27 protein-coding genes are annotated in these 23,884 nt (G+C 39.1%); 5 read left to right on the forward strand and 22 right to left on the reverse strand.

Annotation, left to right across the window (positions count from 1 at the left end):
* Positions 1–11: 11 nt before the first annotated feature.
* The 6 genes from M3152_RS10575 to M3152_RS10600 form a co-directional block, all read right to left on the reverse strand.
* The gene (locus M3152_RS10575) at positions 12–806 is read right to left on the reverse strand and encodes an alpha/beta hydrolase family protein (protein ID WP_251695079.1); all 795 of its coding nucleotides are present in this window, start codon (positions 804–806) and stop codon (positions 12–14) included.
* Positions 796–1,191, reverse strand: a complete 396-nt coding sequence (locus M3152_RS10580; RefSeq protein ID WP_251695080.1) for an NUDIX hydrolase — start codon at positions 1,189–1,191, stop codon at positions 796–798. The genes M3152_RS10575 and M3152_RS10580 overlap by 11 nt, the downstream gene beginning before the upstream one ends.
* 91 nt (positions 1,192–1,282) lie before the next feature.
* Positions 1,283–1,642, reverse strand: coding sequence for a transposase (locus M3152_RS10585; RefSeq protein WP_251695081.1), 360 nt, complete (start codon positions 1,640–1,642; stop codon positions 1,283–1,285).
* Positions 1,643–1,700: 58 nt separating this feature from the next.
* The gene (locus M3152_RS10590; RefSeq protein WP_251695082.1) at positions 1,701–3,026 is read right to left on the reverse strand and encodes an NAD-dependent malic enzyme; all 1,326 of its coding nucleotides are present in this window, start codon (positions 3,024–3,026) and stop codon (positions 1,701–1,703) included.
* Between the two features lie 119 nt (positions 3,027–3,145).
* A complete protein-coding gene (locus tag M3152_RS10595) occupies positions 3,146–3,325 on the reverse strand; it encodes a putative motility protein (RefSeq protein WP_251695083.1) in 180 nt (59 codons plus the stop codon).
* A gap of 62 nt (positions 3,326–3,387) precedes the next feature.
* The gene (locus M3152_RS10600) at positions 3,388–3,837 is read right to left on the reverse strand and encodes a Dps family protein (RefSeq protein WP_251695084.1); all 450 of its coding nucleotides are present in this window, start codon (positions 3,835–3,837) and stop codon (positions 3,388–3,390) included.
* A gap of 100 nt (positions 3,838–3,937) precedes the next feature.
* On the opposite strand from M3152_RS10600, the gene yidD reads away from it, so the two are divergent.
* Entirely contained in the window at positions 3,938–4,168 is a 231-nt protein-coding gene (gene yidD, locus M3152_RS10605) for a membrane protein insertion efficiency factor YidD (protein ID WP_251695085.1), read from the forward strand.
* A 119-nt stretch (positions 4,169–4,287) separates the two neighbouring features.
* Positions 4,288–5,259, forward strand: coding sequence for a metal ABC transporter solute-binding protein, Zn/Mn family (locus M3152_RS10610; RefSeq protein ID WP_251695086.1), 972 nt, complete (start codon positions 4,288–4,290; stop codon positions 5,257–5,259).
* 183 nt (positions 5,260–5,442) lie between these two features.
* Here M3152_RS10610 and M3152_RS10615 read toward each other — a convergent pair whose 3' ends face one another.
* The 9 genes from M3152_RS10615 to M3152_RS10655 all read right to left on the reverse strand — a co-directional run bounded on the left by M3152_RS10615 (position 5,443) and on the right by M3152_RS10655 (position 13,761).
* Complete coding sequence (locus M3152_RS10615; protein WP_251695087.1) at positions 5,443–5,637, reverse strand: hypothetical protein; 195 nt, start codon at positions 5,635–5,637, stop codon at positions 5,443–5,445.
* Positions 5,638–5,747: 110 nt separating this feature from the next.
* The gene (locus tag M3152_RS10620) at positions 5,748–6,248 is read right to left on the reverse strand and encodes a hypothetical protein (RefSeq protein ID WP_251695088.1); all 501 of its coding nucleotides are present in this window, start codon (positions 6,246–6,248) and stop codon (positions 5,748–5,750) included.
* Positions 6,249–6,386: 138 nt separating this feature from the next.
* Positions 6,387–6,746, reverse strand: a complete 360-nt coding sequence (locus tag M3152_RS10625; protein WP_251695089.1) for a hypothetical protein — start codon at positions 6,744–6,746, stop codon at positions 6,387–6,389.
* 469 nt (positions 6,747–7,215) lie between these two features.
* The gene (locus tag M3152_RS10630; protein ID WP_251695090.1) at positions 7,216–7,680 is read right to left on the reverse strand and encodes a hypothetical protein; all 465 of its coding nucleotides are present in this window, start codon (positions 7,678–7,680) and stop codon (positions 7,216–7,218) included.
* A gap of 321 nt (positions 7,681–8,001) precedes the next feature.
* On the reverse strand, positions 8,002–9,435 hold the full coding sequence (locus M3152_RS10635; RefSeq protein ID WP_251695321.1) for a VWA domain-containing protein: 1,434 nt from the start codon (positions 9,433–9,435) through the stop codon (positions 8,002–8,004).
* Positions 9,436–9,556: 121 nt separating this feature from the next.
* Entirely contained in the window at positions 9,557–10,678 is a 1,122-nt protein-coding gene (locus M3152_RS10640) for an AAA family ATPase (RefSeq protein WP_251695091.1), read from the reverse strand.
* A gap of 90 nt (positions 10,679–10,768) precedes the next feature.
* Positions 10,769–10,945 carry a hypothetical protein gene (locus tag M3152_RS10645; protein WP_251695092.1) on the reverse strand — a complete coding sequence of 59 codons (177 nt, stop codon included), beginning with the start codon at positions 10,943–10,945 and terminating at the stop codon, positions 10,769–10,771.
* Positions 10,946–10,962: 17 nt separating this feature from the next.
* Positions 10,963–11,859 (reverse strand): DUF6744 family protein, encoded by an 897-nt coding sequence (locus M3152_RS10650; RefSeq protein ID WP_251695093.1) that lies wholly within the window; start codon positions 11,857–11,859, stop codon positions 10,963–10,965.
* Positions 11,860–12,456: 597 nt separating this feature from the next.
* Positions 12,457–13,761: a murein hydrolase activator EnvC family protein gene (locus M3152_RS10655; RefSeq protein ID WP_251695094.1), complete on the reverse strand. Its 1,305-nt coding sequence runs from the start codon at positions 13,759–13,761 to the stop codon at positions 12,457–12,459.
* Positions 13,762–14,326: 565 nt separating this feature from the next.
* On the opposite strand from M3152_RS10655, the gene M3152_RS10660 reads away from it, so the two are divergent.
* Entirely contained in the window at positions 14,327–14,485 is a 159-nt protein-coding gene (locus tag M3152_RS10660) for a hypothetical protein (RefSeq protein WP_251695095.1), read from the forward strand.
* Between the two features lie 561 nt (positions 14,486–15,046).
* On the opposite strand, the gene M3152_RS10665 is transcribed toward M3152_RS10660, so the two are convergent.
* From M3152_RS10665 to M3152_RS10695, 7 genes are all read right to left on the reverse strand, one after another.
* On the reverse strand, positions 15,047–15,766 hold the full coding sequence (locus M3152_RS10665; RefSeq protein ID WP_251695096.1) for a ZIP family metal transporter: 720 nt from the start codon (positions 15,764–15,766) through the stop codon (positions 15,047–15,049).
* A gap of 107 nt (positions 15,767–15,873) precedes the next feature.
* Positions 15,874–16,779, reverse strand: coding sequence for a cation diffusion facilitator family transporter (locus tag M3152_RS10670; RefSeq protein WP_251695097.1), 906 nt, complete (start codon positions 16,777–16,779; stop codon positions 15,874–15,876).
* A gap of 22 nt (positions 16,780–16,801) precedes the next feature.
* Positions 16,802–17,839, reverse strand: coding sequence for a flavin-containing monooxygenase (locus M3152_RS10675; RefSeq protein WP_251695098.1), 1,038 nt, complete (start codon positions 17,837–17,839; stop codon positions 16,802–16,804).
* A gap of 94 nt (positions 17,840–17,933) precedes the next feature.
* Positions 17,934–18,374, reverse strand: coding sequence for a disulfide oxidoreductase (locus tag M3152_RS10680; protein WP_251695099.1), 441 nt, complete (start codon positions 18,372–18,374; stop codon positions 17,934–17,936).
* Positions 18,374–19,048, reverse strand: a complete 675-nt coding sequence (locus tag M3152_RS10685) for a DsbA family protein (RefSeq protein WP_251695100.1) — start codon at positions 19,046–19,048, stop codon at positions 18,374–18,376. The genes M3152_RS10680 and M3152_RS10685 overlap by 1 nt, the downstream gene beginning before the upstream one ends.
* A gap of 24 nt (positions 19,049–19,072) precedes the next feature.
* The gene (locus M3152_RS10690) at positions 19,073–20,167 is read right to left on the reverse strand and encodes a copper resistance D family protein (RefSeq protein ID WP_251695101.1); all 1,095 of its coding nucleotides are present in this window, start codon (positions 20,165–20,167) and stop codon (positions 19,073–19,075) included.
* A complete protein-coding gene (locus tag M3152_RS10695) occupies positions 20,164–20,709 on the reverse strand; it encodes a copper resistance CopC family protein (protein WP_251695102.1) in 546 nt (181 codons plus the stop codon). Before M3152_RS10695 ends, M3152_RS10690 begins: the two co-directional genes overlap by 4 nt.
* A 165-nt stretch (positions 20,710–20,874) precedes the next feature.
* Here M3152_RS10695 and M3152_RS10700 point away from each other — a divergent pair, with 165 nt between their 5' ends.
* Together M3152_RS10700 and M3152_RS10705 are read left to right on the forward strand one after the other, a co-directional pair.
* Positions 20,875–21,261: an ArsR/SmtB family transcription factor gene (locus M3152_RS10700; RefSeq protein ID WP_251695103.1), complete on the forward strand. Its 387-nt coding sequence runs from the start codon at positions 20,875–20,877 to the stop codon at positions 21,259–21,261.
* 70 nt (positions 21,262–21,331) lie between these two features.
* Positions 21,332–23,731: a heavy metal translocating P-type ATPase gene (locus tag M3152_RS10705; RefSeq protein WP_251695104.1), complete on the forward strand. Its 2,400-nt coding sequence runs from the start codon at positions 21,332–21,334 to the stop codon at positions 23,729–23,731.
* Positions 23,732–23,884 lie beyond the last annotated feature (153 nt).

Genomic DNA, 23,884 nt, shown 5'->3' on the forward strand with positions numbered 1-23,884 from the left:
TTTTATTAATTTTATTCATTCCCTTGCTGTCTCATCCAATCACATAAATCCCGTACGATCTGTGCATTATGTGCGGTCGGGAAATAATGGGTATAGTCGGGAAAATACCAAGTTTCGTACTGCTTCTCCTTCTCACGCAATGCATCCTCAAGCAGTATCGCCTGCTCAAAAGAAACATTTTCATCTTTCATCCCGTGGATAATCAAAACAGGAGCATTGATTTCATCCACCCTGAATAATGCCGTCCGTTCCCGATAGGCATCGGGCATGCTATTCGGAGTGCCGCCAATGACACGCTTCATCATCCGGCGCATATCCTCGCGTTCATTATATGTAAAGATGACATCCGAGACACCCGCCCATGTCACAACAGACGTGATATCCTCGCGCAAAATCGCTGTCCATAGTGCCATGATACCGCCACGGGAGAAAGCATACAGATGAATACGATCCTTGTTCAACTTCGGACTCTGCTTTAGGACTTCAACTGCATAGACCGCATCTTGGCGATCGTCCCCTGCGAACTCATCACGCCCTTCTCCGCCCCTGTTGCCACGGTAATAAGGAGCAAATACGACAAAACCTTGGGAAGCGAACTGGGCTATCCGGGCAGGACGGACCATGCCGATATGCTGCATGCCCCCGCGTAAATAGATGATCCCTTCATAGTTGCCTCCACTTATCGGTTCAGCAAGCAAACCCTTCACCTTCAGCCCATCCGACCAATACGTTATTTCTTCAAGACGGATACTTGGATTCGGCGATGGATACGCTCTCCGGTGGAAAATCGCCCCGTTAGGAAACATATGCATCCACCCACTTTCGGATTTTTACCATTCCGGCATCTTTCATATGGAAACTCAGCTCATTGCAATTTGCCAATTCTTCATCGGTCATCCACAATGCGCCTTCCGTTTCGAATAACTTTGGATTTTCATCAATGCTGGAAACTTTCCCTGTAAATACCGCCTTGCAAAAAGTCACATTGCTCATGACGACGTACTCGGCAAATTTGACAAGATCCGTAATTGTCACGCCTGTTTCTTCAATCGTTTCTCGAATTGCGGCTTCGGAAATCGTTTCACCGTCTTCCGCCTTGCCGCCGGGGAATTCGATACCGCGGATGGAGTGGCGAGTAACGAGCCATCTCCCTTCATGCTTCAATACAACGAGCACATGTCTAGCTTCCATGCCTAAGCGATTCTCCCCGAAAGTCAGCTCAACTTGTGCTCCTCGTAAATCCTTAAATGTAGTTGCTATTTGACTTCACGTCCTTTCTCGCTCAATTGGATGGTTGAACGGGAGCTGAAGTGATCAAGGGCCTGCCTTTTGCGAAATACGGCAGCTGTTCAATGAACTTCTTCGTTTCAACATCCGTAAATTCATGGATCAATGCATAGAGCATCATCGTCCTGCGATCGACATCATGATTGTCCCGATCATAATGATAAGGGATGTATGGCAAATGGGATCGCAGGAAGTTGCGGAATTCCAGTCGATCCATCTGACTGAATAGTTGTTGGAAAACCGGCAGAAACTCCCGGCTCATCTCCACCTCGTATTCCCATGGTGAAGCATATTTATGTGGATAGATTTGTTGATTGGCGATTGATACGTACATTCTGACTTTGTCGTTTTCCATAAGTGACCCATCCTTTTTTGTCGTAGTATGGATCACTTTGGATAAACGATACAGCACTTTAGATTGAACTCACATTTTCATTTGCGACGCGTTCCACAGCGTTCGCGACATTTTCATGCACTGCTGGATCCAATGGATGCGGAACGAGGTCACCCGGTTTCGTACTATCCAGAATTGCGAGCGCAGCAGCGATGAGCATCGGATATGTGATCTCTTTCGCATGCGCATTCAAAGCACCTCTGAAAATTCCAGGAAAACCTAGTATATTATTCACTTGCCTGCCATCCGCGGCAAATGCAGCTCCTGCTTCTAATGCAGCTTCCGGATCAATTTCCGCATTCGGATTGGACAGCGCCAAAATTATTTGACCTTTACGGACCATATCGGGTTTGATTAACCCTTGCACGCCAGTCGTTGCAATAACAATATCACAAGTTTGCATAATCTCTTCGACTGATCCCAAAGGGGTTCCGCCATGCTGTTTCAGTCTTTCAATGGCTTCAGGATTCGGATCAACACCGCGCATTTCCTTCACACCATATGCCATGAACATCCTGCTAATTGCAAGGCCCGCCGCACCCAATCCAATTTGGCCGACGACGGATTGAGATAATTCCACTCCCGATTGTCGGCATGCCGAAAGTGCTGAAGCAAGCGTGACGACAGCTGTTCCGTGTTGGTCGTCGTGCATGACCGGAATAGGTAGTTCCGATTTTAGACGCTCTTCAATTTCGAAACAATGCGGCGACCCGATATCCTCCAATAGAATCCCTCCGAAGCTTTGGTGGATATGCTTGACGGTTTCCACAACTTCATCGGGATCACTCGTGTTAAGTAATATTGGAATACCGCTGATACCTGCGAATTGATCGAACAGGACCGCCTTTCCTTCCATGACAGGCATTCCTGCGACAGGACCAATATTTCCAAGACCTAAAATTGCCGTCCCGTCCGTCACAATGGCGACCGTGTTTGAAATGCCAGTGAAATACTCTGCCTGCACCGGATCGTTTTGAATCACTTTACATACATTAGCGACTCCTGGCGTGTAAATTCTTCGGAGATCTCCAAGGGAACGGACTTCCACCCTGCTCTTCATCGCAATCTTGCCGCCTTCATGTGCATGCAAAACATCATCCGTTACAGCATGTACTTGAATTCCATCCCCGATTGTATTAATGGCTTCTACAATTTTCTCCAACTGCTCCTCGCTCGTGCACTGAACGGAAACATCCCTTATTGTCGACAACGTACCAACTTTGATTGTTTGGATATCTCCAATATCACCCTTCAATTCACCGATGGCTAGTGCCACCTTTGCGAAATTTCCAGGTTTTGATGGCGTTTCAATAATTAAATTCCGTATGAATTGGATATGTGACATGATGTCGCCTCCTATTATGATCCCTATCCTTCCCGTACCCCATTTTACACATAATAAGTGGAGTCAACAAAAATAAAGTGCGGATTTCCTAGGTTAACAGGAAATCCACACTCTATTCTTCATGCTTTCATATCGACAGCGGAGCCTTTATAAGGATGGGTTGCCGGTTGGTCCTGCATACTTTGCAGCATATCCGTCACTGCATTTGCATTCACCGATAATGCCTTGTTCATGACACTCAATTGAACAGTAGATTGCAAACTTCTCAATTGACTTGCCATAATGGAGTTCATGTCCATAAACCATTCCTCCTCTACAATGCTTTTATCGGAATAAAAAACAATGATTCAAGACCAGGTCATCATTTATTGTCTTCACCAAGGAACGCATTCAACATCCATTGGTGCTTTTCAATGCTTTGATACGTCGCATTCAATATATCTTCCGTCATATCATCGCCGTCTTCAGCGGCAGCATCCATTCCTTTTTTCAAGGATTTCATAATTTTATCGAAATCATCGGCGATTGTCTTCACCATATCCTCGGCTTTTTCATCACCTTTTGCCTCTTTTACGACCGATTGCTCCAAATGCTCTTTTAAAGTCGCCGTCGGATTTCCTCCAAGCGTCAAGATTCTTTCAGCGATTTCATCCATATGTGCTGTCGCCTCATTGTAAAGCTCTTCAAATTTCGCATGGAGCGTGAAAAACTGCTTCCCTTTTACATACCAATGATAATTATGCAATTTCGCATACATGACTGACCATGTGGATACTTGTACATTTAGTTCTTCCATCAATTCCTTGGACATAAAAAAACCCCTCTTCAACTTTTTAATAATGCTTCTCTCTGTTAATTTACCACTGGAACCAATAAACTAAACATATAAGAGGAAGCAAGGAGTTCTGACATTGAAATCTATTCTAATCAGCATTATAAAAATATATCAAAAAATCATCTCTCCACTCACCCCGCCATCATGCCGTTTTTACCCTACATGCTCGCATTACGGTGTGGAGGCGCTACAGAAACATGGCGCGCTAAAAGGGACATGGCTGACAATTCGCCGGATTTCGAAATGCCATCCTTTCCATGAAGGTGGCTTTGATCCAGTTCCTGATAAAAACGATATAAAAAAATGAACTCTTCCCGGCCTTGGCCGGTTTTTTTACTTGTAAGTTGCGGAAACTGTTCATATCTTGTATTATTAAAAAGCATTCAAATCGTAATCATTACTATTAAGTTAGCGGAGGATTTACTTATGAAAAAGAAATCACTCGTTCTTCTCGCACTCATCATGATGTTACTCATTAGTGCTTGTGGGAACAAGAATGATAAAAGCAAGACAGAGACCGGCAATGATGGGAAGTTGACCGTCTTCACGACGGTATATCCCCTACAATATTTTACGGAGCGGATCGGCGGGGAGTTGGTTAATGTTACGTCCATCTACCCGGCAGGAGCGGATGAGCATTCATTCGATCCGACACAGAAGGACATGATTGCGCTCTCTGATGCGGACCTGTTCTTTTACATAGGACTTGGGCTTGAAGGGTTCGTGGAAAATGCCCAAAAGACATTGAAGAACGAACAAGTGGAATTCGTAGCTACTGGGGAAGCCATTTCGGAAGATCAACTGGAAGCAGGGCATGATGAAGAGGGGCTTGAAGAGAATGACGAAGAAGGACATGACGGGCATGACCATGGCCAATTCGACCCCCATGTGTGGATTTCTCCAAAATTAAGCATCGAACTCGCTACCTCTATAAAAGAAGCGCTCATTTCAAATATGCCCGATCAGCAAGAAGCATTCGAAAAGAATTTCGATCTTTTGGAAGATGATTTGATGGAATTGGATGAGCGATTTAAGGAAATGGCAAACAGAGCCAGTTCAAAGACCTTCTTCGTATCGCATGCTGCGTTCGGCTACATTGCGGATGAATATGGTTTACATCAAGTGGCGATTGCCGGATTGAATTCACAAAGCGAACCGTCCCAAAAGCAGCTTGCTACCATTGTCGAAGAGGCAAAAGAGAAAAATGTGAACTATATTTTGTTCGAACAAAATGTTTCCTCAAAGTTGACTGAAGTCATTAGAAAGGAAATCGGTGCAGAATCTCTGATGCTCCATAATTTGGGAGTCCTCACGCAGGAGGATATTAAAAATAATGAAACGTACTTTACATTGATGGAACGCAATCTGAATGTGCTTGAAAAAGCGCTTAGTAACTAATACAAAAAGTAGGGTTGGAATTCCCAGGAGGACTTCTATTATCCCGTACAAACATTGATTTAACAGCATTCATGCGATCCGATGTGTAAAATTTGTGTAAAATGATTTTACGTTCTATTATTCAAATGCTTTATTAACCCACATTAAAGTTCTTGAACTTTTACCTTTTGGTCTGGATTATTTTCATTCATCATGAGTTTCAATCCACTTATTTAACCAATCTATTTCCTCTTGAGATATTTCTTGTTCTATTTCCTTTTGGCTTGCTTTCAGATGAGATTCTTCCCATTTAACAAACGCTTCCCATTCCTGAATAACCAACAGTGCTTCTTCTTTGTTCAATTGTTGTTTTGTCTTAAAAGGAATTATCTTAGCCAATGTAAACACCCCATTACAGCTTTTATATTCCTTCTATTTTATTATAGTACACCTAGAGTAGCAAAAATCTTCTTCAACTAAAGCACCCGTTAGTTGAATAACTCATTTAATTATTCCGCATTAAGTGTAAATGCATAAGTAGCAGTGCCTTGTTCCCAATTTGCAATAACCTCGTATATTACCTTTCCCTTGTTCTGAGTTATTGTGAATGTATTATCGGTAACTGGTATTGCTTTATCATTATCTGTTTCCCAAATTCTTACTTGATAATCAGATGGTGCTTCTTCAAAAATCAACTGTACCTCTGATTGTGATTTTACTAATAACTCTTTTCCTCCAAATTCTGGTGGAGGTCCTGTGTGTGTATTAATATTTTTTACAGTACCATCGTCATTAACTTCTGACCAAGAGTAAGAACCTTGCCCAGCAAATATTTTTTTTCCTTCTGCTAAAACCGTTAACTTGGGTGGAGTTAAATTGACTATTTCTTCTGTCTTAACTATTTCTTTACTATTATGATTCTCGTCATTACTTAGTTTTTCATTAGAACAACCAGCTGTTATTAGAAGCATTACTATTATAAAAACAAAATAACTATATCGAATTCCCATTCAATAACCCCCATAATTATTTGACGATTGCCAGTTTTGCAAAGTTACACTTGTTCAACTAACCTGCTGCGTTAGTTCAATAAGGATAAATGCTTTACTCCTTCTTGAAGTAAAGCACCCGTTAGTGAAAAATAAAAGTTATTTTTCTCCATACTTTTCATCCCTAATCGCTTTTCTATACTTACCTTCTTCTTCCATAGCAATTGCTTCTTCTGTGCTTATTCCTTGCATAGCGTAATATTTTGTACCTCTTTTATACACATTCGAGAAGTTCCCAGAGTACGTTCCCTCCATAACCGCATACTTTGTTACTTCACCGATTTCTTCATCTACATCATCTACATATTCATCACTTAATCGATAAATATAACCATCCCAAACGACAAACTTAAAAGCCCATTCTGCTGATGAATTGTTAATATTAGCTGATGAATCGTTCGAGCAACCCGATAAAAAAGCAATAGCTAATAAAGAATAGAAAAAGTATTTTAATCTCACAAAAATTCCCCCTCTCCATAATAAGTCGTTAATTTCTAATTAAATTTTCACTTATGGTTATTGAACTAAACTGCCACGTTAGTTGAACAAGAAAAATAGGCTTTACTCCTTCTTGAAGTAAACCACCCGTTAGCTTAATAAGAAGCGTCTCACGAATTATATCCAAAAGAAATCGCGAAAATTAATGCTACTAAAGATAAACCAAGTATAAGTGTACATAAAACAATAATTACTCCAACTAAACTTCTAGGTATGTTCGAACGATTTTTCCAAGTAGCAAACATTAAAATTAGGCTCGCAAGTATAATTATCGCAAAAATAGAAAGAAGCATATAACGTTCTTTAAACAAGACCCACAGGTCCATTCTGTTCACCTCTTAACAACGTCTCAACTCAATTTGAAAATAAGTTAAACAACACTCTTTAAGTAAAGCACTCGTAAGAAGGGTTTCCAAGTAGGGACACCCTACTAATAATATTTCTCTAACGACTCTTCATACTTCTTATGTTCTTCCCTAACAAAGACAATAGCTTTTTCAACAGTTAATATATTTTCCTTATGCCAATTCACACCCATTTCTTTTACCAACGGGTGAACCATTCCGATCCTACTAAAAATCGCAACATAATCAAGTAATACATTTATTACGCCATCTTTTAATCCCAATAACTGCAAATCCTTAACAAGCTTTATATCATCCTCGGTAACAGTATCGTAGCGTTCTTTTATAAAATCGAAAGGTGTTGTAGATTTAACCTGTTTTATATACCATTCATCCCGTTCATCGGGTGTCATTCCAGTTTTAGCTTTCAATTGTTGTTCGTTCCATTCCTCTATTGTCATCCCGTGTATTTCTTGAAATCTTTCTTCAGGTGTCGTCCCATGTATTACTTTACGATGTACTTTTTTCCTTCCTTTTTTATCTTTGGTCATTTATTCCCTCCTTAATATTCCCATCTAATCATCTTGTTCAACTAAACTGCCCCGTTAGTTTAAGTGAAAACTTTCACAACATTAAATTTATTTTACCAGATGTCTCCAATTCTTAAAAGATAAGTAATATGATATCCCAATTTTTATTTGGCGTTGTGCTAATTACTGTGTTAATTTCATTGAAGTTTCGATGTAATAAAAAATGGAGACACTAATTCAAAAGTGAATTGTGTCTCCGAATAGAATGTTATTTAATGTTTTCTCCCCATCAAATGTACCCATAACCCCTAATGATCAGCTTTCACTTTGTCAAGGTTACTCTCATATAGTAAAGGCTTTGAAGCTACCTTCATCATTCAAATCTGTAATGAGTATAACTTCATCAGAAAAATGCTGAACGGTCTCTGTATTGTTCCCCAAAACAAGGGAAAGCACATTAAAATCCATGTTCTCCTTCTTCCGAATAAACGATTTGATAAACGAATCTTTAAGGCTGTCCTCTCCGTCTGTAATAAAAATGAGATCAGATCTCTTGAATTTGCTGTCCTCGATAATTGAAACTGCTTTAGTTAACGGTATATTGAAATCTGTTCCTCCACTTAAAAATGTTTGCGCTAATTCAATCAAATCTTCGGTTTTTATTTTACCTTTCTCATATACTTTTACAACAGTGCGAGTGGAAAACAAGACCAAACAAAAATCCCTCTTCTGCTTTTTAGCAATGGATAATAGCGCAAGCGCAAATCCTTTAGATTGAGAGTCACGTTTACGCATGCTTCCCGACTGGTCAAGACAGAGAACGATAGGACCTTTACCAAGTGCGTCTTTCCCGTTTTGCTCGAACATCATCGTTTGTCTCTTAGAAAACCGCCGCAAGAAATCTATTTTGGTTGTTGGATGTTTATACAAGCCCAGTTCAATTGGCAATAACCTTTCAATAACATCTCCTGCTATCACACCTTTACTCTCGATGCCTTCATTGTGTTTCGACTTCTGTTTTTTGATTGCTATCTGTTTAAAACGTCCAGCCCATTCCGCGATTTCCAACAATCGTTTATCAGACGCAATTTTCTCAGCCAATGATATTTGGTCACGAAGGGGCACCTTCTTCAGTTCAGCTTCACCGCTCCCGGAAACAACACCACCCATCAAAGACTTCAGGTTGGCTTTCACTTGTCTCGTTTCTTGTACAGCTTGAGACATTTGCTCTGAAAAGCTATGACTACTATTTTGGAGTGTTTGCTGTATATGACCGTCTAATCCATCCATTGCCTGTGAAAGATCGGATTGCAGCTGCTCATTTACATTTCCGTGCCCTTCCTGCTGTTCCTGTTTTTCAAGTTGCCTTTGCATCGCTTGAATTTCCTGCAACTTTTTTCGAAGTTCACTATCTTGCATCTTTTGGTCAGCCAACCATTGATTCGTCTTCTCTCCAAATTTCATGGTGCCAATGGCTGAAGATAAATCATCCAATCGGGTGAAGTTACGATAGTTTTCGAATGAATCATCCATCATGATTCTCTCCATCAACGATTTATTGACTTTGAGATCGCCAGAAACCTCCTCTTTCGTGATTTCCGGTTTCATCTTATATAAGGAGGCCCATATGTCAGCCAATAGAGGTTCGAATGTTGGCAACTCCCCTTCATCCCTAACCTTCTGGATTCCTTGGGACATACTATAAATCTCATTGAAACGTCTTTTGTCAAATGCGTCAGTATTTAATACCGAGCGGCTTTCTATACTTATTGTCATTCCCGTCACATTAAACACTACCCTTCTGATATTTAAAAGATGCCGAAGGAATACCCTCGACATCTAATTTACTTCCTTCATTTTTTTATACGGCATATTATCTCTTCTATTAATAAGTGGCTTAAAAGTCTATTGGTTCCAAAATGCTGTCCAATATTTCCTGTTGCATGGATTTTAATTGATTCAGCATGGGCTCAATGTCAGTTTCCCGGCTCTGATTATGTTTTGAGAGTTTATTCAAATCAGCTACCAAAGCTTTCAGTTTCTGAGTGGCTTCCATTCCAGCATCAGTTGAATTGTCTTTCAACATGGAATTGAACACTTCTTGCGCTTCGTTTTGAATGGTTTCAATTGCCCTAGTCACGACGTCTTGAGCATGACTTCGGACAATCAGGGATGCTGTATCTTTCTGATCTACCGTTTCCCAAAGGGCATTTTCAAGAATGACAATATCATCAACCTTTACAAATTGCCGTTGATTGATCAATGCCTTCGCTTGTAGGACACTCAACGATTGCTTGAAACGCCTATCCGAGGGACGAATCCCTTCATCCCTTAATTCCATGCGGATTTTGGACAGGGTCTCGTAAACTTCATCAGGAATGGCTACCATGTCCGTGAAGAACTGTAGTTGCACCAATTCTTCCATCGTCATGGACGGCATTTGCTGATGTTGTCCATCTCCTTTCATCATGGAAATAAAATTCGATTCATCCGCAATATAGTCAATTTCAAACCGGAGCAGGAATCTGTCGAACAAGGCTTCAAGTCCCTCCCCCTCTTCTGGATACTCATTCGAGGCACCAATGACGGACATCAACGGAACCTTGACGGGCGATCCGTTATTATAGAAGAGTCTTTCATTAATCAGAGTCAAAAGACTGTTCAGGATAGCACTGTTCGCTTTGAAGATCTCATCCAGGAAAACGAGATTTGCCTCGGGCATTTTGGATGTTGTATTACGCTTGTACACGCCCTGTTCAAGGTCCTTAAGCGATAAAGGACCAAATACCTCTTCAGGTGTACTGAATCTTGTCAGCAGCCACTGGAAGTATTCAGTGCCTTGCACAATTTTCGCCAGCTCCACCGATAGAGCCGATTTTGCAGTACCCGCCGGACCAATCATCAACATGTGCTGCCTTGACAATATGGCGATTAAGATAGCCTCTACTTCATCTTCCCTTTCGAAGAATTTTGCATTCAACGCATTTTTGATTTCCTCTAGCTTTGAAAAGTTGTTCATTATCAATCCATCCCTTCGTATTTAAAAGAAAAAAAGGAAGCTGAATTGAAAGTCCAATTCTTGCCTCCTCGTTTTTAACCTCAGCATTTATCATCTTTTTTCGGTCAAGAAAAATTGTAACTCCTGTTCTCTTATTCGTAGATCTCGTTCTTTAAGTTCGTTCGCACGCTCCATTTCATTCACTATTTTCTTCAATTGTTCAATTATATCGACTACATCCCTTTCATAAAATTTCCTACCCATCATCGTCTGAAAGAATTCAGGCATTTTAATTCTCCCCCTTTTCAGGATAAATCCGTTACCATCCGAGTAATTTCGGAACGGATCTTCATGATTTTTTGTTCAAGCTGCACTGACTCGTCTTGAACGATTCCTTTATAATTTTTATAGTTCGTGATCACAGAGTCCGCATTTTCAATTATTTCTTTCACTTGGCCTTTTCTCAGACTACCGCTTGTTTTACAGTCGTTTAAAATGGATTCCAAGTGCTCATTCAATTTCGCATTGACCATATTCCGATTGTCGAATGTATTGACGACTGGAATCTTAAACCCTTCGCTATTTTCGAGGGATGATGTGAATTTAACCAACTTCGCCAATCCTTCGGTATGCGAATCTGGAACGAAGTATATTCCTCCATTTGGACGAACAGGTGTAGGCGCAAGAGACTGCAGAATTTTATTGACCATAACCCTCAATTGCTGGGCTGAATAATTATCCTTATAGATATTGAATTTCTGCTCTGCTTCGAGGCATAGCTCTTTAGCTGTCTCATTCTCCGATATGAATGTGATTGACTCATTCTTCTTGTCTAAAGTAATCACACCGGCTTTGCTGTTGTAATCAAGCCTCTTTCCCGCCTGATTCACGGATTCAACAACAATATTCCGTTGCACACAATCCTTGTCCGAAAATACCTCCCGGATCAGATAATTTTCAAATACTCCCGTCTGTGATGTAGCTTTTCTTGTTTCAATCTCTTTTGTTGCGCGTCTAAATGCGTCAGCTGATCGAATGGCGTTTGGCATCCACTCTTCCTCCAAACCTGACTGAATCAGGCGTTCTTTTAGGTCAGCCGTTTTAATCAATTGTTTCCCTACACTGAACCACATGAGATGCCCGAGTACTCCCTCTTGGTTTTCATTTTGAACTGCTGTAATGTTCTCAAGATTGATTGACATGCTAATCCACCTTCCTTCTTTTATAGTTTTTTAAAAACAAAAAAAGCATCCACTTAGCATTCAGCTAAATAAGATGCGTTTTGAATTAACCCTAGTTTACATTTCATAATCCAGCCAGCCGACTGACCATCCCCTTTCATCCGAATAGTTAGTAAAACAAAAAAGTCGATTGCATCCTAAAGGACTCAATCGACTTTTAATATATATCACGCAAATTGCGTAATTAATATGTGGTAATTCTGCCTAACAGCACATTTTTTACGAAACCGTTTGCCTAAATTTCCTCTTATTAGTAGAAGGTATGAAGGCTAATAAATTTATGCCGATTCTCTTTCCGCAAAAGCAAAAAGTGTAACGGCTTTCACCAAGAAAACAGTGACTAAAATATATAAGGAATATGTTTCTAGCGTATCAAAATCGGCTACCCTTCGCAAATTTGTTGTTAAACTCTAAACCCATTAGCCACTTATCAATCTACATTTTCGGTTTACATTAGTAGTATACAAAAAGGGACAATTACCTTGTCTGAAAAGCACCCTTTATTCGGGAAAAATAAAAAAGCTCTGCATCCAAGACAGATGCAGAGCCCATTATTAATCAAAACGGTACATAACGTAAAGGATTGATTGTATTCGAGGATGCATAATACCCGTCGTGGAGCTGAAAGTGAAGGTGAGAACCAGTGGAATCCCCAGTTGATCCCATTCCTCCGATTTTTTGTCCCTTTTCAACACTTTGTCCTTGGGAAACACCTACACTGGATAGATGAGCGTAAACAGTTGTGAGGATTTGTCCATCAACAGAGTGAGTGATGATGATGGCATTTCCAAATCCCCCAAGCCAACCTGCATGGGAGACAACTCCAGCACCTGCAGCGTAAATAGGTGTTCCAACAACATTGGCAAGATCAACACCTTTATGCATTCTCCACTCTTTATGGATCGGATGGAACCTATTCCCGTACGGAGATGTAAAGAGTCCAGTGGAAGGTTTTGTCCAATAACCACTTGAAATTGCAGGTGCGGATGACGAACCTGAGGTATTAGTATTAGAACGGGTAGATTTTTTCTTAACAGCTTCTGCTGCTCTCCTCTTCCGCTCTTCTTCCTCTTTACGTGCAATTTCTGCGAGACGTTTCTGTTCCGAAACAATTTCAGCTTCAACTTCTTTACTCAACTCAACCGCTTCATGGAATTCTTCTTCCAATGATGCGTGTTCTTTTTGCAATTTCTCTTGTTCAGCCTCGAGCTGGTCAATCAATTTATTCTGTTGAACTTTTTGAGAATCAAGATTTGCTTTTAAGTCAACTAATTTCTTTTTATTCGCTTCTTGTTGAGCTAACTTGTCCTCAACCATATTCTTTTGTTCTTCAAGAGCTTTTTTGTCAGCAGCTTGTTCTTCCATGATTTTGCGATCTGCATCCATCAATGTATTAACTGTAGAAAAACGGTCAATGAAATCTGTAAAACTATTAGCACCTAATAGTACATCGAGATATTTAACAGAACCGCCGCTAGCTTGTAAAGCACGGATTCGCTCTCGCAATATTTCATCACGCTCTGCAATCTTCTTCTCTAGCTCGGCAATGGAAACCTTCAATTCCTCGATTTCTTTTGTTGTTTGAGTGATTTCTGCATTAACACCATCGATTTTGCCGTTTGTATCAGCAATCTGTCTCCCTAGTTCTTGAATCTTCCCCATCAATTTATCAATATCAGATTTATTTTGTGATATTTCAACTTTCTTCTTATTCATTTGAGAATCTAAACTATCTTTTTTCTGTTCCAACTTCTTCTGTTCTGATTTTAGTTCATTCATATTAGCAAGAGTAGCAGTTCCTGAAAATGAAAATAAGGTAACCGTAGCTATTGACATTAGCATCCATTTCGACTTTCTCAACATTCGTTCCCCTTCCAAATCTATTAATCTATGTATTATAGTTACAGACATAAAACAATCTTAAACAATAATTACACCTATCTGGATCAAAGCATCTACCTATGATGTCTCTTCAATTATAGTTTCTATTTGTCACTTTGCGATTTCCATAGAGGTGTATTTTTCGACAGCGAGCTCATTATATCACGGTATATCACGCTTTTTATTACAGTTATATATCATTTATGTATCTTATTTGGTAAGGGAAAAGAGATAATATTTGTTGAATTAAGTAGAATAAGGACTCCATAACGAAAAAGATTACTTAAGAAAAAACTTTTACAAAAAAACTGCCACTTTACACAATGGCTGTTGCTGTTTTATGGCACTGAAGTTGTAATTCACCGACCAAATGGACAAAAATGAATTCGTGATAGTTACAGAATTAATCCTTATCCACCAAAAGGCTATCCTACCTCATGGCATCATTAATAATTGTTTAAATGGCCTGATCCTAGGGTAATTTAACTATTGATGATATTTCATTTTGTTGAAATTTCATTATCAGATTAATAGGAGGAGAAAACTAATGACAGAACATCAACACTCTCATAAAACTGGTGAAACAGTTATGGAAACAGGTCACTATATTGACGAAAATGGCCATCATGTTGAATTAACAGCAGGACAAAAATTTCCTAGTTGCCCTTCTACAGGACAATCTACAAGTTGGAAACATGAACAATAATAATCGATTTAAATTAAATAACAGCTTACGATAAAGTGAGCGGTCTCAGACCGTAGACAAAAGGGTTGGAAATCGATTTGATTCCCAACCCTTTTGTTAATTATGAAGGTACTTTTTGAAAATACGGTCGTATTATCTTGCTATATTAGTTCCTGTCACGCCATAACTGGCGGTTTCCATGTCCAGGTGGCGAGCTTTTTGAGATTCTGGGCAACGAAAGTTAGGATTTCCTGCATGAATGATTATCATTCCTGTTATCTCTCGATTCGTTGAAAAGTGGTTTAATCTTGAGACTAAAGCTCGGCGTGCACTAATTCTCCGTGGAGCAGCACATAATCCGCTCGTTGATCCACCTCTAGCTTTAGCTCTGTCCAATGAAGTAAGCAGACATTTATTGAACTTATGTGTGAGCTTATTTAATTACTTTTGCGTGACTGAACGATTTGGATGTAAAAAAATAATAACCGACAACTCCTCGGCTTTTCTTATCGTATAGAAGGTTTTACTGTCATTTCTTGTCTAGCCTCTGCATTTGTTACTTTCTCTTAACTATAGAACCCTTTATAGATAAATTAGGTATACACCCATCAGGCTAAAAGCAATTAGTGAAATGAAAAAACTATACATATTGGACGATTGCCGGATTGATTCCGGCAAGATTTCTTTAATCGTAACCATATAAATAGTTCCGATTGTCAAACTAATTAAGAATGACCATAAAAGATTATTTTGCATACCGATCATTTCACCGATCAAAGCGCCTAATGCAACAGGTGCTGCAATGAAAACAGAAAGAAGAAACAACAGATAAATTCTAATGCCGGCAATAAAGATTGGAGTAAAAAGTATCATGCCTTCAGGGATATTATGTAATATTAATGCCTGTAATAAAGCTAAACTAAATTTGGAATGTTCACTAGTTCCGAGAACTACTCCTACAGGAAAATTGTGAATTGAAATGATTAGAGCTAAAAATAGCCCCATTCTTATATTATGACGTTTACGTGATTGAATTAAATTAGGGTTCCTACGAATCCCTATATGAATTAACTCAAATAAGATAACTCCAGCTAAGAAACCTAAAAAAAAAATTGTCCAATTCCCTAGTTGTATGGCTTCCGGCACAATTTCGAAACTTATTAACCCTAAGATAAGCCCAGTACAGATAGCATAGATAGTACCAACGCTTCTTTTAAAACCATTTATTAAACTTGCAAGAATTCCTCCTGCGCCAATTCCAACAAAAGTTGATAAAAAGCCGATAAGCCATACATGAGTCAATTAACCATCCTTTAATTATTTTTGTCTATATGTTTATATGGCCGTGGACTTAAAATTATGCTTATTACTTGTCCCCATAAATTCAACTTAGTTTTACTTTATTATGATTATATACTCAGTTCTTGATGCTGTAGATTCGATTTTTCAATTTGAATTGTAGTATGTTCAACTTTATAAATATCACGTATCAGATTAATTGACTGTTGAAGAACTTCTTGTTCATTTGTTTCTTCTTCAATGAGAATATGACAACTCAGTGAATCCAGCCCCGAAGTAATCGTCCAAATATGAAGGTCATGTACATTTATTACACCTTCAATACCTTCTAAATCAGCTAAAACCTCTTCCTTATTAATCATTAAAGGTGAGCCTTCCATTAGGATATGAATACTCTGTTTAAGGACTCCCCATGCACTTTTCAATATCAATAAAGCGACTATTACAGAGATGATCGGATCTGCAATATACCAGTCAAACAGAAGCATCAATAGACCTGCCAATATTGCACCAACTGAACCCAAAGCATCACCTATTATGTGTATATACGCACTCTTTAAATTAATATTCCCTTTTACATCTGCTTTCTTTAAAAGAGTCACTGCACTAAGAACATTAGCAACTAACCCGATGAATGCGATGATCATCATAGTTCCACTTGCCACAGTCGGTGGATCGTTAAAACGTTGAATAGCTTCTTTTACAATAAATCCTGCAACTACAAATAATGTCACACCATTGAATAAAGCTGCTAGAATTTCAAATCGATAATACCCATATGTCTTATTCGGCGAAGGTGGCCTACTTGCAAACCAAATAGCCACAAGACTTAAAGCCATCGAACTTGCATCAGAGAGCATATGACCACTATCTGACAGTAGGGCTAAACTATTTGTAAAAAGCCCACCGAAAAACTCCAAAAGCATTATGAGCGTTGTAATGGACAAGGCAATGATGAGACCACGTCTGTTACCTTCCCGTTGTTCCGCAAAGTGATTATGTTGATGATTCCCCATGCAGTGTATCCCCTTTATGTAGTTATCGTTTCATATGTTCAATGATGTACTTGGCATCGTAACCTACTCCCTGAAGCAAAGAAGATCCCCTTCGTGATTGCCACGGTAAACCCAAAAAGAAAAGACCTTTTACCGGGCTAATCCCCCTGTTGTGAATAATCTTTTTCCGCTTCTCAAAAACACCATCTACTTTTAACCATTCATACTCTTGTTTGAATCCAGTTGCCCAAATAATATTATTCACCTCAAGTATAGTTGCATCCTCAAATATAATTTGATCGTCCTTACAATTTACGACTTTTCCCAGTAACGTAACTCCAAAGTTTTTAATGGCATTTTTTAATTCACTTCCAAAGATTGGGTCACCCTTTTTTTGCATTAATTCCCCGATGATTGATGTGTTTCTCACTTTTAGTATTCCCAATTTATCAAACCACCAAAACACACTCTTTTCTCCAACCGTTAATGGGAAGTAATTTGGCTTTTTACTTATGGCTAAATAAGTTTCTCTCTCCTCCGACAACTCAACCGCTATTTGAGCACCACTATTACCTCCCCCGACAACAAGCACTTTTCCTTTCTTAAGCTGATTAGGGTTCCTATATTCAGATGAATGTATCTGTAATATATTTTCACTAAGAGAACCCGAAAATGCGGGAATTCGTTTCGTTTGAAATGGCCCTGTGGCAACGACAATATTTGACGTATAGAACATGCCTATTGTTGTTTCAACACAAAAACTCTCTCCATGTTTTGTTACGGACAGAACCTCGCTATTCAGTGCTACTGGTAAAGCAAACTTTTCTGCATAGCGCTTTAAGTAATTTGCAATTTCATCTTTTGTAGGAAACCCATGTTGTTCTCCTTCTAGGAGAAGACCAGGTAATGAACTATACATTCTAGGTGTAAACAATTTTAAGGAGTCATATCTGTCTTTCCACACTTGCCCTACCTGTTGACCTTTATCTATTAGTAAGAAGCTTCCACCACTTTGTTTTAAATAATATCCCATCGCCAGTCCAGCTTGACCTGCCCCGATAACAATGGTCTCGTACCGCATAGTCCTCTCCCCCTTAAAAGTATGTTTAAAACACAAAGAAGCCAAAAGAATGACAACTATGCTGAGTTGATTTCTTTGGCTTCTCTAACACTCTTTACTTAATGGACTTCTTTGATTTAATGAATATCATACAGCTGGCAATAATTACAAATGCCACTAACGCCAAAAACGGTATCGTAACAAATCCAAACCAATTAATATATTGAGCGCTACAAGGCACACCACTCACACAAGGCTTGATCCCTCCAAAGCCAGGTACCTTCTGCTCCAAATAATGCATAAGCGATATGCTTCCCCCGATTAGTGATAACGGAAGCACGAACTTTTTAACTGAAATGTCATTCTGGAATGTTCCAATCCCCAATATCAAAGTTAGCGGGTACATAAGAATACGCTGATACCAACATAACTCACATGGAATATATCCTTTAATTTCACTGAAGTACAGGCTTCCGAACATAGCAACTAATGAGACAACCCACGCAATATATAATAGAAATCCTTGCTGCTTGGATTTAATTCCTGTACTCTCCATCAGTTTGCATCCTTTATTTCTTGTTCTATTGTTGCCTTAATGGCTTCATAATCAAAAGGATTCTCCATCACTTTCCCGTTTATGACAATGGTCGGGGTCATCGAAACACCAGCTTCTCGCACTAATTCTTCATCGATTTTAACGTTTTCCATCGTCGCTTGCTGTTCCATGTCTTCTTTTAAAAGGGTTTGATCAATCTCAGGAAACCCACTTGCGATTTCAAGAATTCTTTCAGGTGTTACCCATGAGGCATCATGATTTTCAACAGGCTGGGCATCAAATAACGCCTGATGGAAATCCCAATACACTCCCGGATTCCGCTCGAAAACTGATTCGGCGGCAATCGAGGCTAAAGTCGATTCTTCACCGTGGAATAATACGTTGATAAAAGAAAATTTCACTTTACCTGTTTCGATATAATCTTTTACTAACGCCGGATAAACCCTTTCACCCCAAGCTTTACATGACGGGCATTTAAAATCACCGAATTCAACTACTGTCACAGGAGCATCTTCCTCTCCGAACGAGGGCTGGCCTGTAATATCAATATGTTGTATTTCAGTTTTCGATGTTTCCTGTTTGTTGCTTAAAACAACGATCGCTGCCAATAATACTACTACCAAAAGAGTCATAATAACTGCAAATTTCATATTTGAACTCTTATTCTTTTTCATCAAATACCTCTTCTCTGTTATGTATTATTGAATGCTTGCCATTAACCCGAAGTATATAGAAATGACAGAGAACATTCCCATGAAAAAAGGAACGACTGCCGATGTCTTTTTCCTAAAACTATACATGATAAGCCACATGAAAATGATCGCAACAACGAAAAACAATATATTAATTGTATTCAACCCGAATTGCAAACTCATAGATGGATCAATGACTCCCGAATAGAAATAATTGAAGATAGCCGAGGGTCCATTGCCTGCGAGTGTAATCTCAATACTATGCGGAGGTTCCTGCTGACCCAGAACGCCGGTCGAAACAAACGTAAAGAAAAGAAGAATGCTTTCGAACTTCAACCAAGCTATTGGGTTGATTTGCTCTTGTCGTTTCAATTTGCGTCTGATCCAAAATCCATTTATAAAAGCAAAAAACAAAACCGGGATAATCGTTAGATGCTTTACTAATAAGGCTTGTCCATATGGTACCATCCAGGCGTCCCCATACTCATTCCCATCTATCACCAATGTCATAAGGAAATAGCCAGTTCCTGCAATTGTAAGAAAACAAACGATTGCCAAAGGGGTGAACCACTTTAAGTAAGAAAGCCAATTCTCTTGGTTTTTTGAACACCAACCTACAATTAGCAGAATTCCAACCCACAATGTTACGGCTGAAAAGTGCAATGAATGGAAAACGAACCCACTCCATTCGGTTAGCGAAGCTGCGTGACTAGCCCAGCCCAATGCTAAGAGCAGGACAAGAGTGAAAGCGATAGAAATACCGGAAAGCACTTTGCTTTTCAATACCGGGAACAATGAAACAAAAAGGTAAAAGAAAACTGCAAGTATGACCGTTAGATTCCAAGCCTTCCCTACTTCAAAACCCCCTAGGACGTTTTGCATCGTCATAATTAGACCGATGTCTTCATAAAGAAATAGGATAATCCGAATGACTGGTACAGCTGAAAAGAACACAACACCTAATATCGCCAGCTGTAGTAAGCGCTTAGGGATATATATTTCAGGTTTCAACCGTTCCGGAATGAATTGAATGAGAAAAGCTCCCATCAATAAAGAAAAACAGAGATACAATAAACTTTCAGAAAGATAAATCCAAATCATTTAGTTTGCCTTCTTCCAATAACCCAGCCAAAAAAACCACCAGCTATAGTAAATAATATTACGAGGATTACAACAAGTACGTCATTTGATGCAATTTTGGATGTAACTTCAACTGGCTGCTCTACTGGCTCTTCTTCTACTTCTTCCGCGGATAATTCAGGTGTTTCTTCAGATGGTGCGGGATCATCTAATTCTTCTTGATTGACCATGAATGAATAAGTTCCCTGAATCGGATGGCCATCTGCACCAATAATCTTCCATTCGACTGTATATGTACCATTATCTAGAGGTTCATTGAAACCACTTGTCATGACATTTTCATTCACCATCGTATTTCCGACAAATTCCTCGTTGTTCTCATTAAAGACTTTCACAGTGCTCGTCGATTCAATTTTCGTATTAAATTCCAATACAATTTCATAAACGTTTTCAGCTATCTCGTCACCTTCGGCAGGTGACGAACTAGTTAAACCTGTATGTGCATAGGCACTGCTTGAAAATGCAAATAATAAAATCAGTGTCGCACTAATAATCCTCTTCATTACTTCCCTTCCTCCCAATAGCGATAAGATCACCTAGAATCCAAAATAATTGTATCAGAAAAGCCAATCATTAAAACAGCCATTTGAACATTATAATTGACAAAATTTCAACGGTTGAATATGCTATAGATAATCAAATGAATATTTGAATGAGGTGAAGGGATCTTGGAAAAAATCAAAGAGACTACTGGATCTGCTACAGCTGAAACTTGTGAAACATATTGTTATGACGAAGCTGTTGTCAATCGTGTTAGCGAGAGAATTGACGAAATCAGCGGGGTAGAACTACTCTTTAAAGCTCTTGCGGATGCAAATCGATTGAAAGTGGCTTATGCACTAACCCTGGAAGAGGAAATGTGTGTATGTGATGTTGCTAATGTCTTAAATACATCTACTGCAAACGCCTCCCACCATTTGCGCTACTTGCGCGATATGGGAATAACAGCTTCCGAGAAAAAAGGCAAGCTTGTCTTCTATTCGTTGGTTGACGAACATGTCCATCAATTAGTGAATATTGCGCTAGCACATTCAAAAGAGGGTTGGAACAAATAAATTCTTAGATCATGAACAATTAAGTATCTAATAAAGATAGCAATTGCACACCAAAAGGAGGTTATTAAAATTGACTGAAGCAAAAGAATTAGAAACCGAAAAAAATGTTTACCGTGTTCAGGGGTTTACCTGTGCAAATTGTGCAGGGAAGTTTGAAAAAAATGTTAAAAAACTCCCGGGAGTTCAGGAGGCAAAAGTAAATTTTGGTGCATCTAAGATATCGGTTTATGGTGATGCAACGATTGAAGAACTAGAAAAAGCTGGTGCATTTGAGAATCTTAAAGTGGCTCCTGAAAAACCTAAACGGCAAACTCCAAAAGTGGTTATAGAGGACAAAAATGTATATCGCGTCGAGGGATTTTCATGCGCGAACTGTGCGGGTAAATTTGAGAAAAACGTTAAGCAAATTCCGGGGGTTCAAGATGCAAAAGTAAATTTTGGTGCATCTAAGATATCCGTTTACGGAGATGCAACAATAGAGGAACTAGAAAAAGCTGGTGCTTTCGAAAGCCTTAAAGTGACCCCTGAAAAATCTGCTCGCAATGCTTCACAAGAAGTAAAAGAAGGTAAAAACGAAGAAAAGTTACCGTTTTACAAAAAACATAGTACGCTACTTTTTGCTTCTTTACTAATTGTCTTCGGTTACCTTTCCTCGTTTGTCAATGGAGAAGAAAACATTGTTACTACCTTATTGTTTTTAGTATCCATGTTTATCGGAGGGTTATCACTTTTTAAAGTCGGTTTACAAAACTTACTACGATTTGATTTTGACATGAAAACCCTTATGACAGTGGCTGTTATAGGTGGTGCCATTATTGGAGAATGGGCAGAAGTTGCCATTGTTGTTATTCTCTTTGCAATTAGTGAAGCACTTGAGCGATTCTCCATGGATAGAGCAAGACAATCTATTCGTTCATTAATGGATATCGCTCCTAAAGAAGCTCTTGTTAGGCGAAATGGGCAAGAAATGATGATTCATGTCGATGATATTGCTGTTGGGGATATCATGATTGTAAAACCTGGTCAAAAGATTGCGATGGATGGTCTAGTCATAAAAGGTTACTCTGCCGTCAACCAAGCAGCTATCACAGGTGAATCAGTCCCCGTTGAGAAAACAGTTGACGATGAAGTATTTGCAGGTACTTTGAATGAAGAAGGATTACTTGAAGTAAAAATAACGAAACTCGTAGAAGATACAACTATTTCCAAAATTATACATCTTGTTGAGGAAGCACAGGGAGAAAGAGCTCCTTCACAAGCATTTGTTGATAAATTCGCGAAATATTACACACCGATCATTATGATCATTGCAGCATTAGTTGCCTTACTCCCTCCTCTACTCTTAGGTGGTAGTTGGGAAACATGGGTCTATCAAGGATTAGCCGTTCTTGTTGTTGGTTGTCCATGTGCGTTGGTCATATCGACTCCGATTTCTATTGTTTCAGCGATCGGGAATGCAGCGAAAAAAGGCGTCCTTATCAAAGGTGGAGTCTATTTAGAAGAAATGGGTGCCTTAAAGGCAATAGCATTTGATAAAACAGGGACATTAACAAAAGGTATTCCAGTTGTAACTGATTATGCTGTATTGAGTAATCAAATGAATGAAAAAGAATTATTGGCGATCATCACTGCTTTAGAGTATCGTTCCCAGCATCCCCTTGCTTCAGCTATTATGAAAAAAGCAGAGGAAGAAAACATTTCATATTCTGATGTTCTGGTAGAGGATTTCACTTCTATTACAGGTAAGGGTATCAAAGGTAATGTAAACGGGATAACTTATTACATCGGTAGCCCGAAACTCTTTAACGAATTATTAACTGTTGATTTCGAACAAGATTTAGAACAAAATGTCACTGCACTTCAAAATCAAGGAAAAACAGCCATGGTCATTGGAACCGAAAAGGAAGTACTTGGAGTTATTGCGGTAGCTGATGAAGTCCGTGAATCAAGCAAGGAAATTATTGAAAAATTACATCAACTCGGTATCAAAAAGACAATTATGCTTACAGGTGATAACAAAGGAACTGCAAATGCAATAGGTAGTCATGTCGGGGTATCTGATATCCGAGCTGATCTAATGCCTCAAGACAAATTAGAGTATATAAAACAATTAAGGGCCGAGTACGGAAACGTAGCCATGGTTGGTGATGGTGTCAATGATGCACCTGCGTTAGCGGCTTCTACAGTTGGAATCGCAATGGGTGGAGCTGGGACGGATACTGCTCTTGAAACGGCAGACGTTGCCCTTATGGGAGACGACTTAAGAAAACTTCCATTCACTGTAAAACTCAGCCGGAAGGCTCTGAATACCATTAAAGCTAACATTACCTTTGCAATTGCTATCAAATTTATTGCCCTATTATTAGTTATTCCAGGTTGGTTAACGCTCTGGATTGCAATTCTTTCTGATATGGGAGCAACCCTTATAGTTGCCCTAAATAGTTTGCGACTAATGAGGGTGAAAGAATAAAGTGCTCAGGGCTTTCCAGACGATTGGAAAGCCCTTTTAAAAATACTTATTAAAGGTATAGCTTCTAAATATCGTGCCTAATTAAAAATGGAAAGATTGGGTATATGTTAAATATCAGTTTATATTCCAAATAGATGTACATAGGAACATAGA

It is taken from the genome of Sporosarcina luteola (assembly GCF_023715245.1).
Lineage (GTDB): Bacteria > Bacillota > Bacilli > Bacillales_A > Planococcaceae > Sporosarcina > Sporosarcina luteola_C.

What these genes read in the sequence shown, in the direction of transcription:
- M3152_RS10580 (WP_251695080.1), bottom strand. Translation starts at nt 1,191, where the DNA reads ATGGAAGCTAGACATGTGCTCGTTGTATTGAAGCATGAAGGGAGATGG.
- M3152_RS10650 (WP_251695093.1), bottom strand. Translation starts at nt 11,859, where the DNA reads ATGTCAATCAATCTTGAGAACATTACAGCAGTTCAAAATGAAAACCAA.
- M3152_RS10620 (WP_251695088.1), bottom strand. Translation starts at nt 6,248, where the DNA reads ATGGGAATTCGATATAGTTATTTTGTTTTTATAATAGTAATGCTTCTA.
- M3152_RS10600 (WP_251695084.1), bottom strand. Translation starts at nt 3,837, where the DNA reads ATGTCCAAGGAATTGATGGAAGAACTAAATGTACAAGTATCCACATGG.
- M3152_RS10670 (WP_251695097.1), bottom strand. Translation starts at nt 16,779, where the DNA reads ATGGGGAATCATCAACATAATCACTTTGCGGAACAACGGGAAGGTAAC.
- M3152_RS10690 (WP_251695101.1), bottom strand. Translation starts at nt 20,167, where the DNA reads ATGATTTGGATTTATCTTTCTGAAAGTTTATTGTATCTCTGTTTTTCT.
- M3152_RS10610 (WP_251695086.1), top strand. Translation starts at nt 4,288, where the DNA reads ATGAAAAAGAAATCACTCGTTCTTCTCGCACTCATCATGATGTTACTC.
- M3152_RS10590 (WP_251695082.1), bottom strand. Translation starts at nt 3,026, where the DNA reads ATGTCACATATCCAATTCATACGGAATTTAATTATTGAAACGCCATCA.
- M3152_RS10655 (WP_251695094.1), bottom strand. Translation starts at nt 13,761, where the DNA reads ATGTTGAGAAAGTCGAAATGGATGCTAATGTCAATAGCTACGGTTACC.
- M3152_RS10680 (WP_251695099.1), bottom strand. Translation starts at nt 18,374, where the DNA reads ATGGAGAGTACAGGAATTAAATCCAAGCAGCAAGGATTTCTATTATAT.
- M3152_RS10675 (WP_251695098.1), bottom strand. Translation starts at nt 17,839, where the DNA reads ATGCGGTACGAGACCATTGTTATCGGGGCAGGTCAAGCTGGACTGGCG.
- M3152_RS10685 (WP_251695100.1), bottom strand. Translation starts at nt 19,048, where the DNA reads ATGAAAAAGAATAAGAGTTCAAATATGAAATTTGCAGTTATTATGACT.
- M3152_RS10575 (WP_251695079.1), bottom strand. Translation starts at nt 806, where the DNA reads ATGTTTCCTAACGGGGCGATTTTCCACCGGAGAGCGTATCCATCGCCG.
- M3152_RS10635 (WP_251695321.1), bottom strand. Translation starts at nt 9,435, where the DNA reads ATGACAATAAGTATAGAAAGCCGCTCGGTATTAAATACTGACGCATTT.
- M3152_RS10630 (WP_251695090.1), bottom strand. Translation starts at nt 7,680, where the DNA reads ATGACCAAAGATAAAAAAGGAAGGAAAAAAGTACATCGTAAAGTAATA.
- M3152_RS10595 (WP_251695083.1), bottom strand. Translation starts at nt 3,325, where the DNA reads ATGGACATGAACTCCATTATGGCAAGTCAATTGAGAAGTTTGCAATCT.
- M3152_RS10660 (WP_251695095.1), top strand. Translation starts at nt 14,327, where the DNA reads ATGACAGAACATCAACACTCTCATAAAACTGGTGAAACAGTTATGGAA.
- M3152_RS10695 (WP_251695102.1), bottom strand. Translation starts at nt 20,709, where the DNA reads ATGAAGAGGATTATTAGTGCGACACTGATTTTATTATTTGCATTTTCA.
- M3152_RS10645 (WP_251695092.1), bottom strand. Translation starts at nt 10,945, where the DNA reads ATGCCTGAATTCTTTCAGACGATGATGGGTAGGAAATTTTATGAAAGG.
- M3152_RS10640 (WP_251695091.1), bottom strand. Translation starts at nt 10,678, where the DNA reads ATGAACAACTTTTCAAAGCTAGAGGAAATCAAAAATGCGTTGAATGCA.
- M3152_RS10585 (WP_251695081.1), bottom strand. Translation starts at nt 1,642, where the DNA reads ATGGAAAACGACAAAGTCAGAATGTACGTATCAATCGCCAATCAACAA.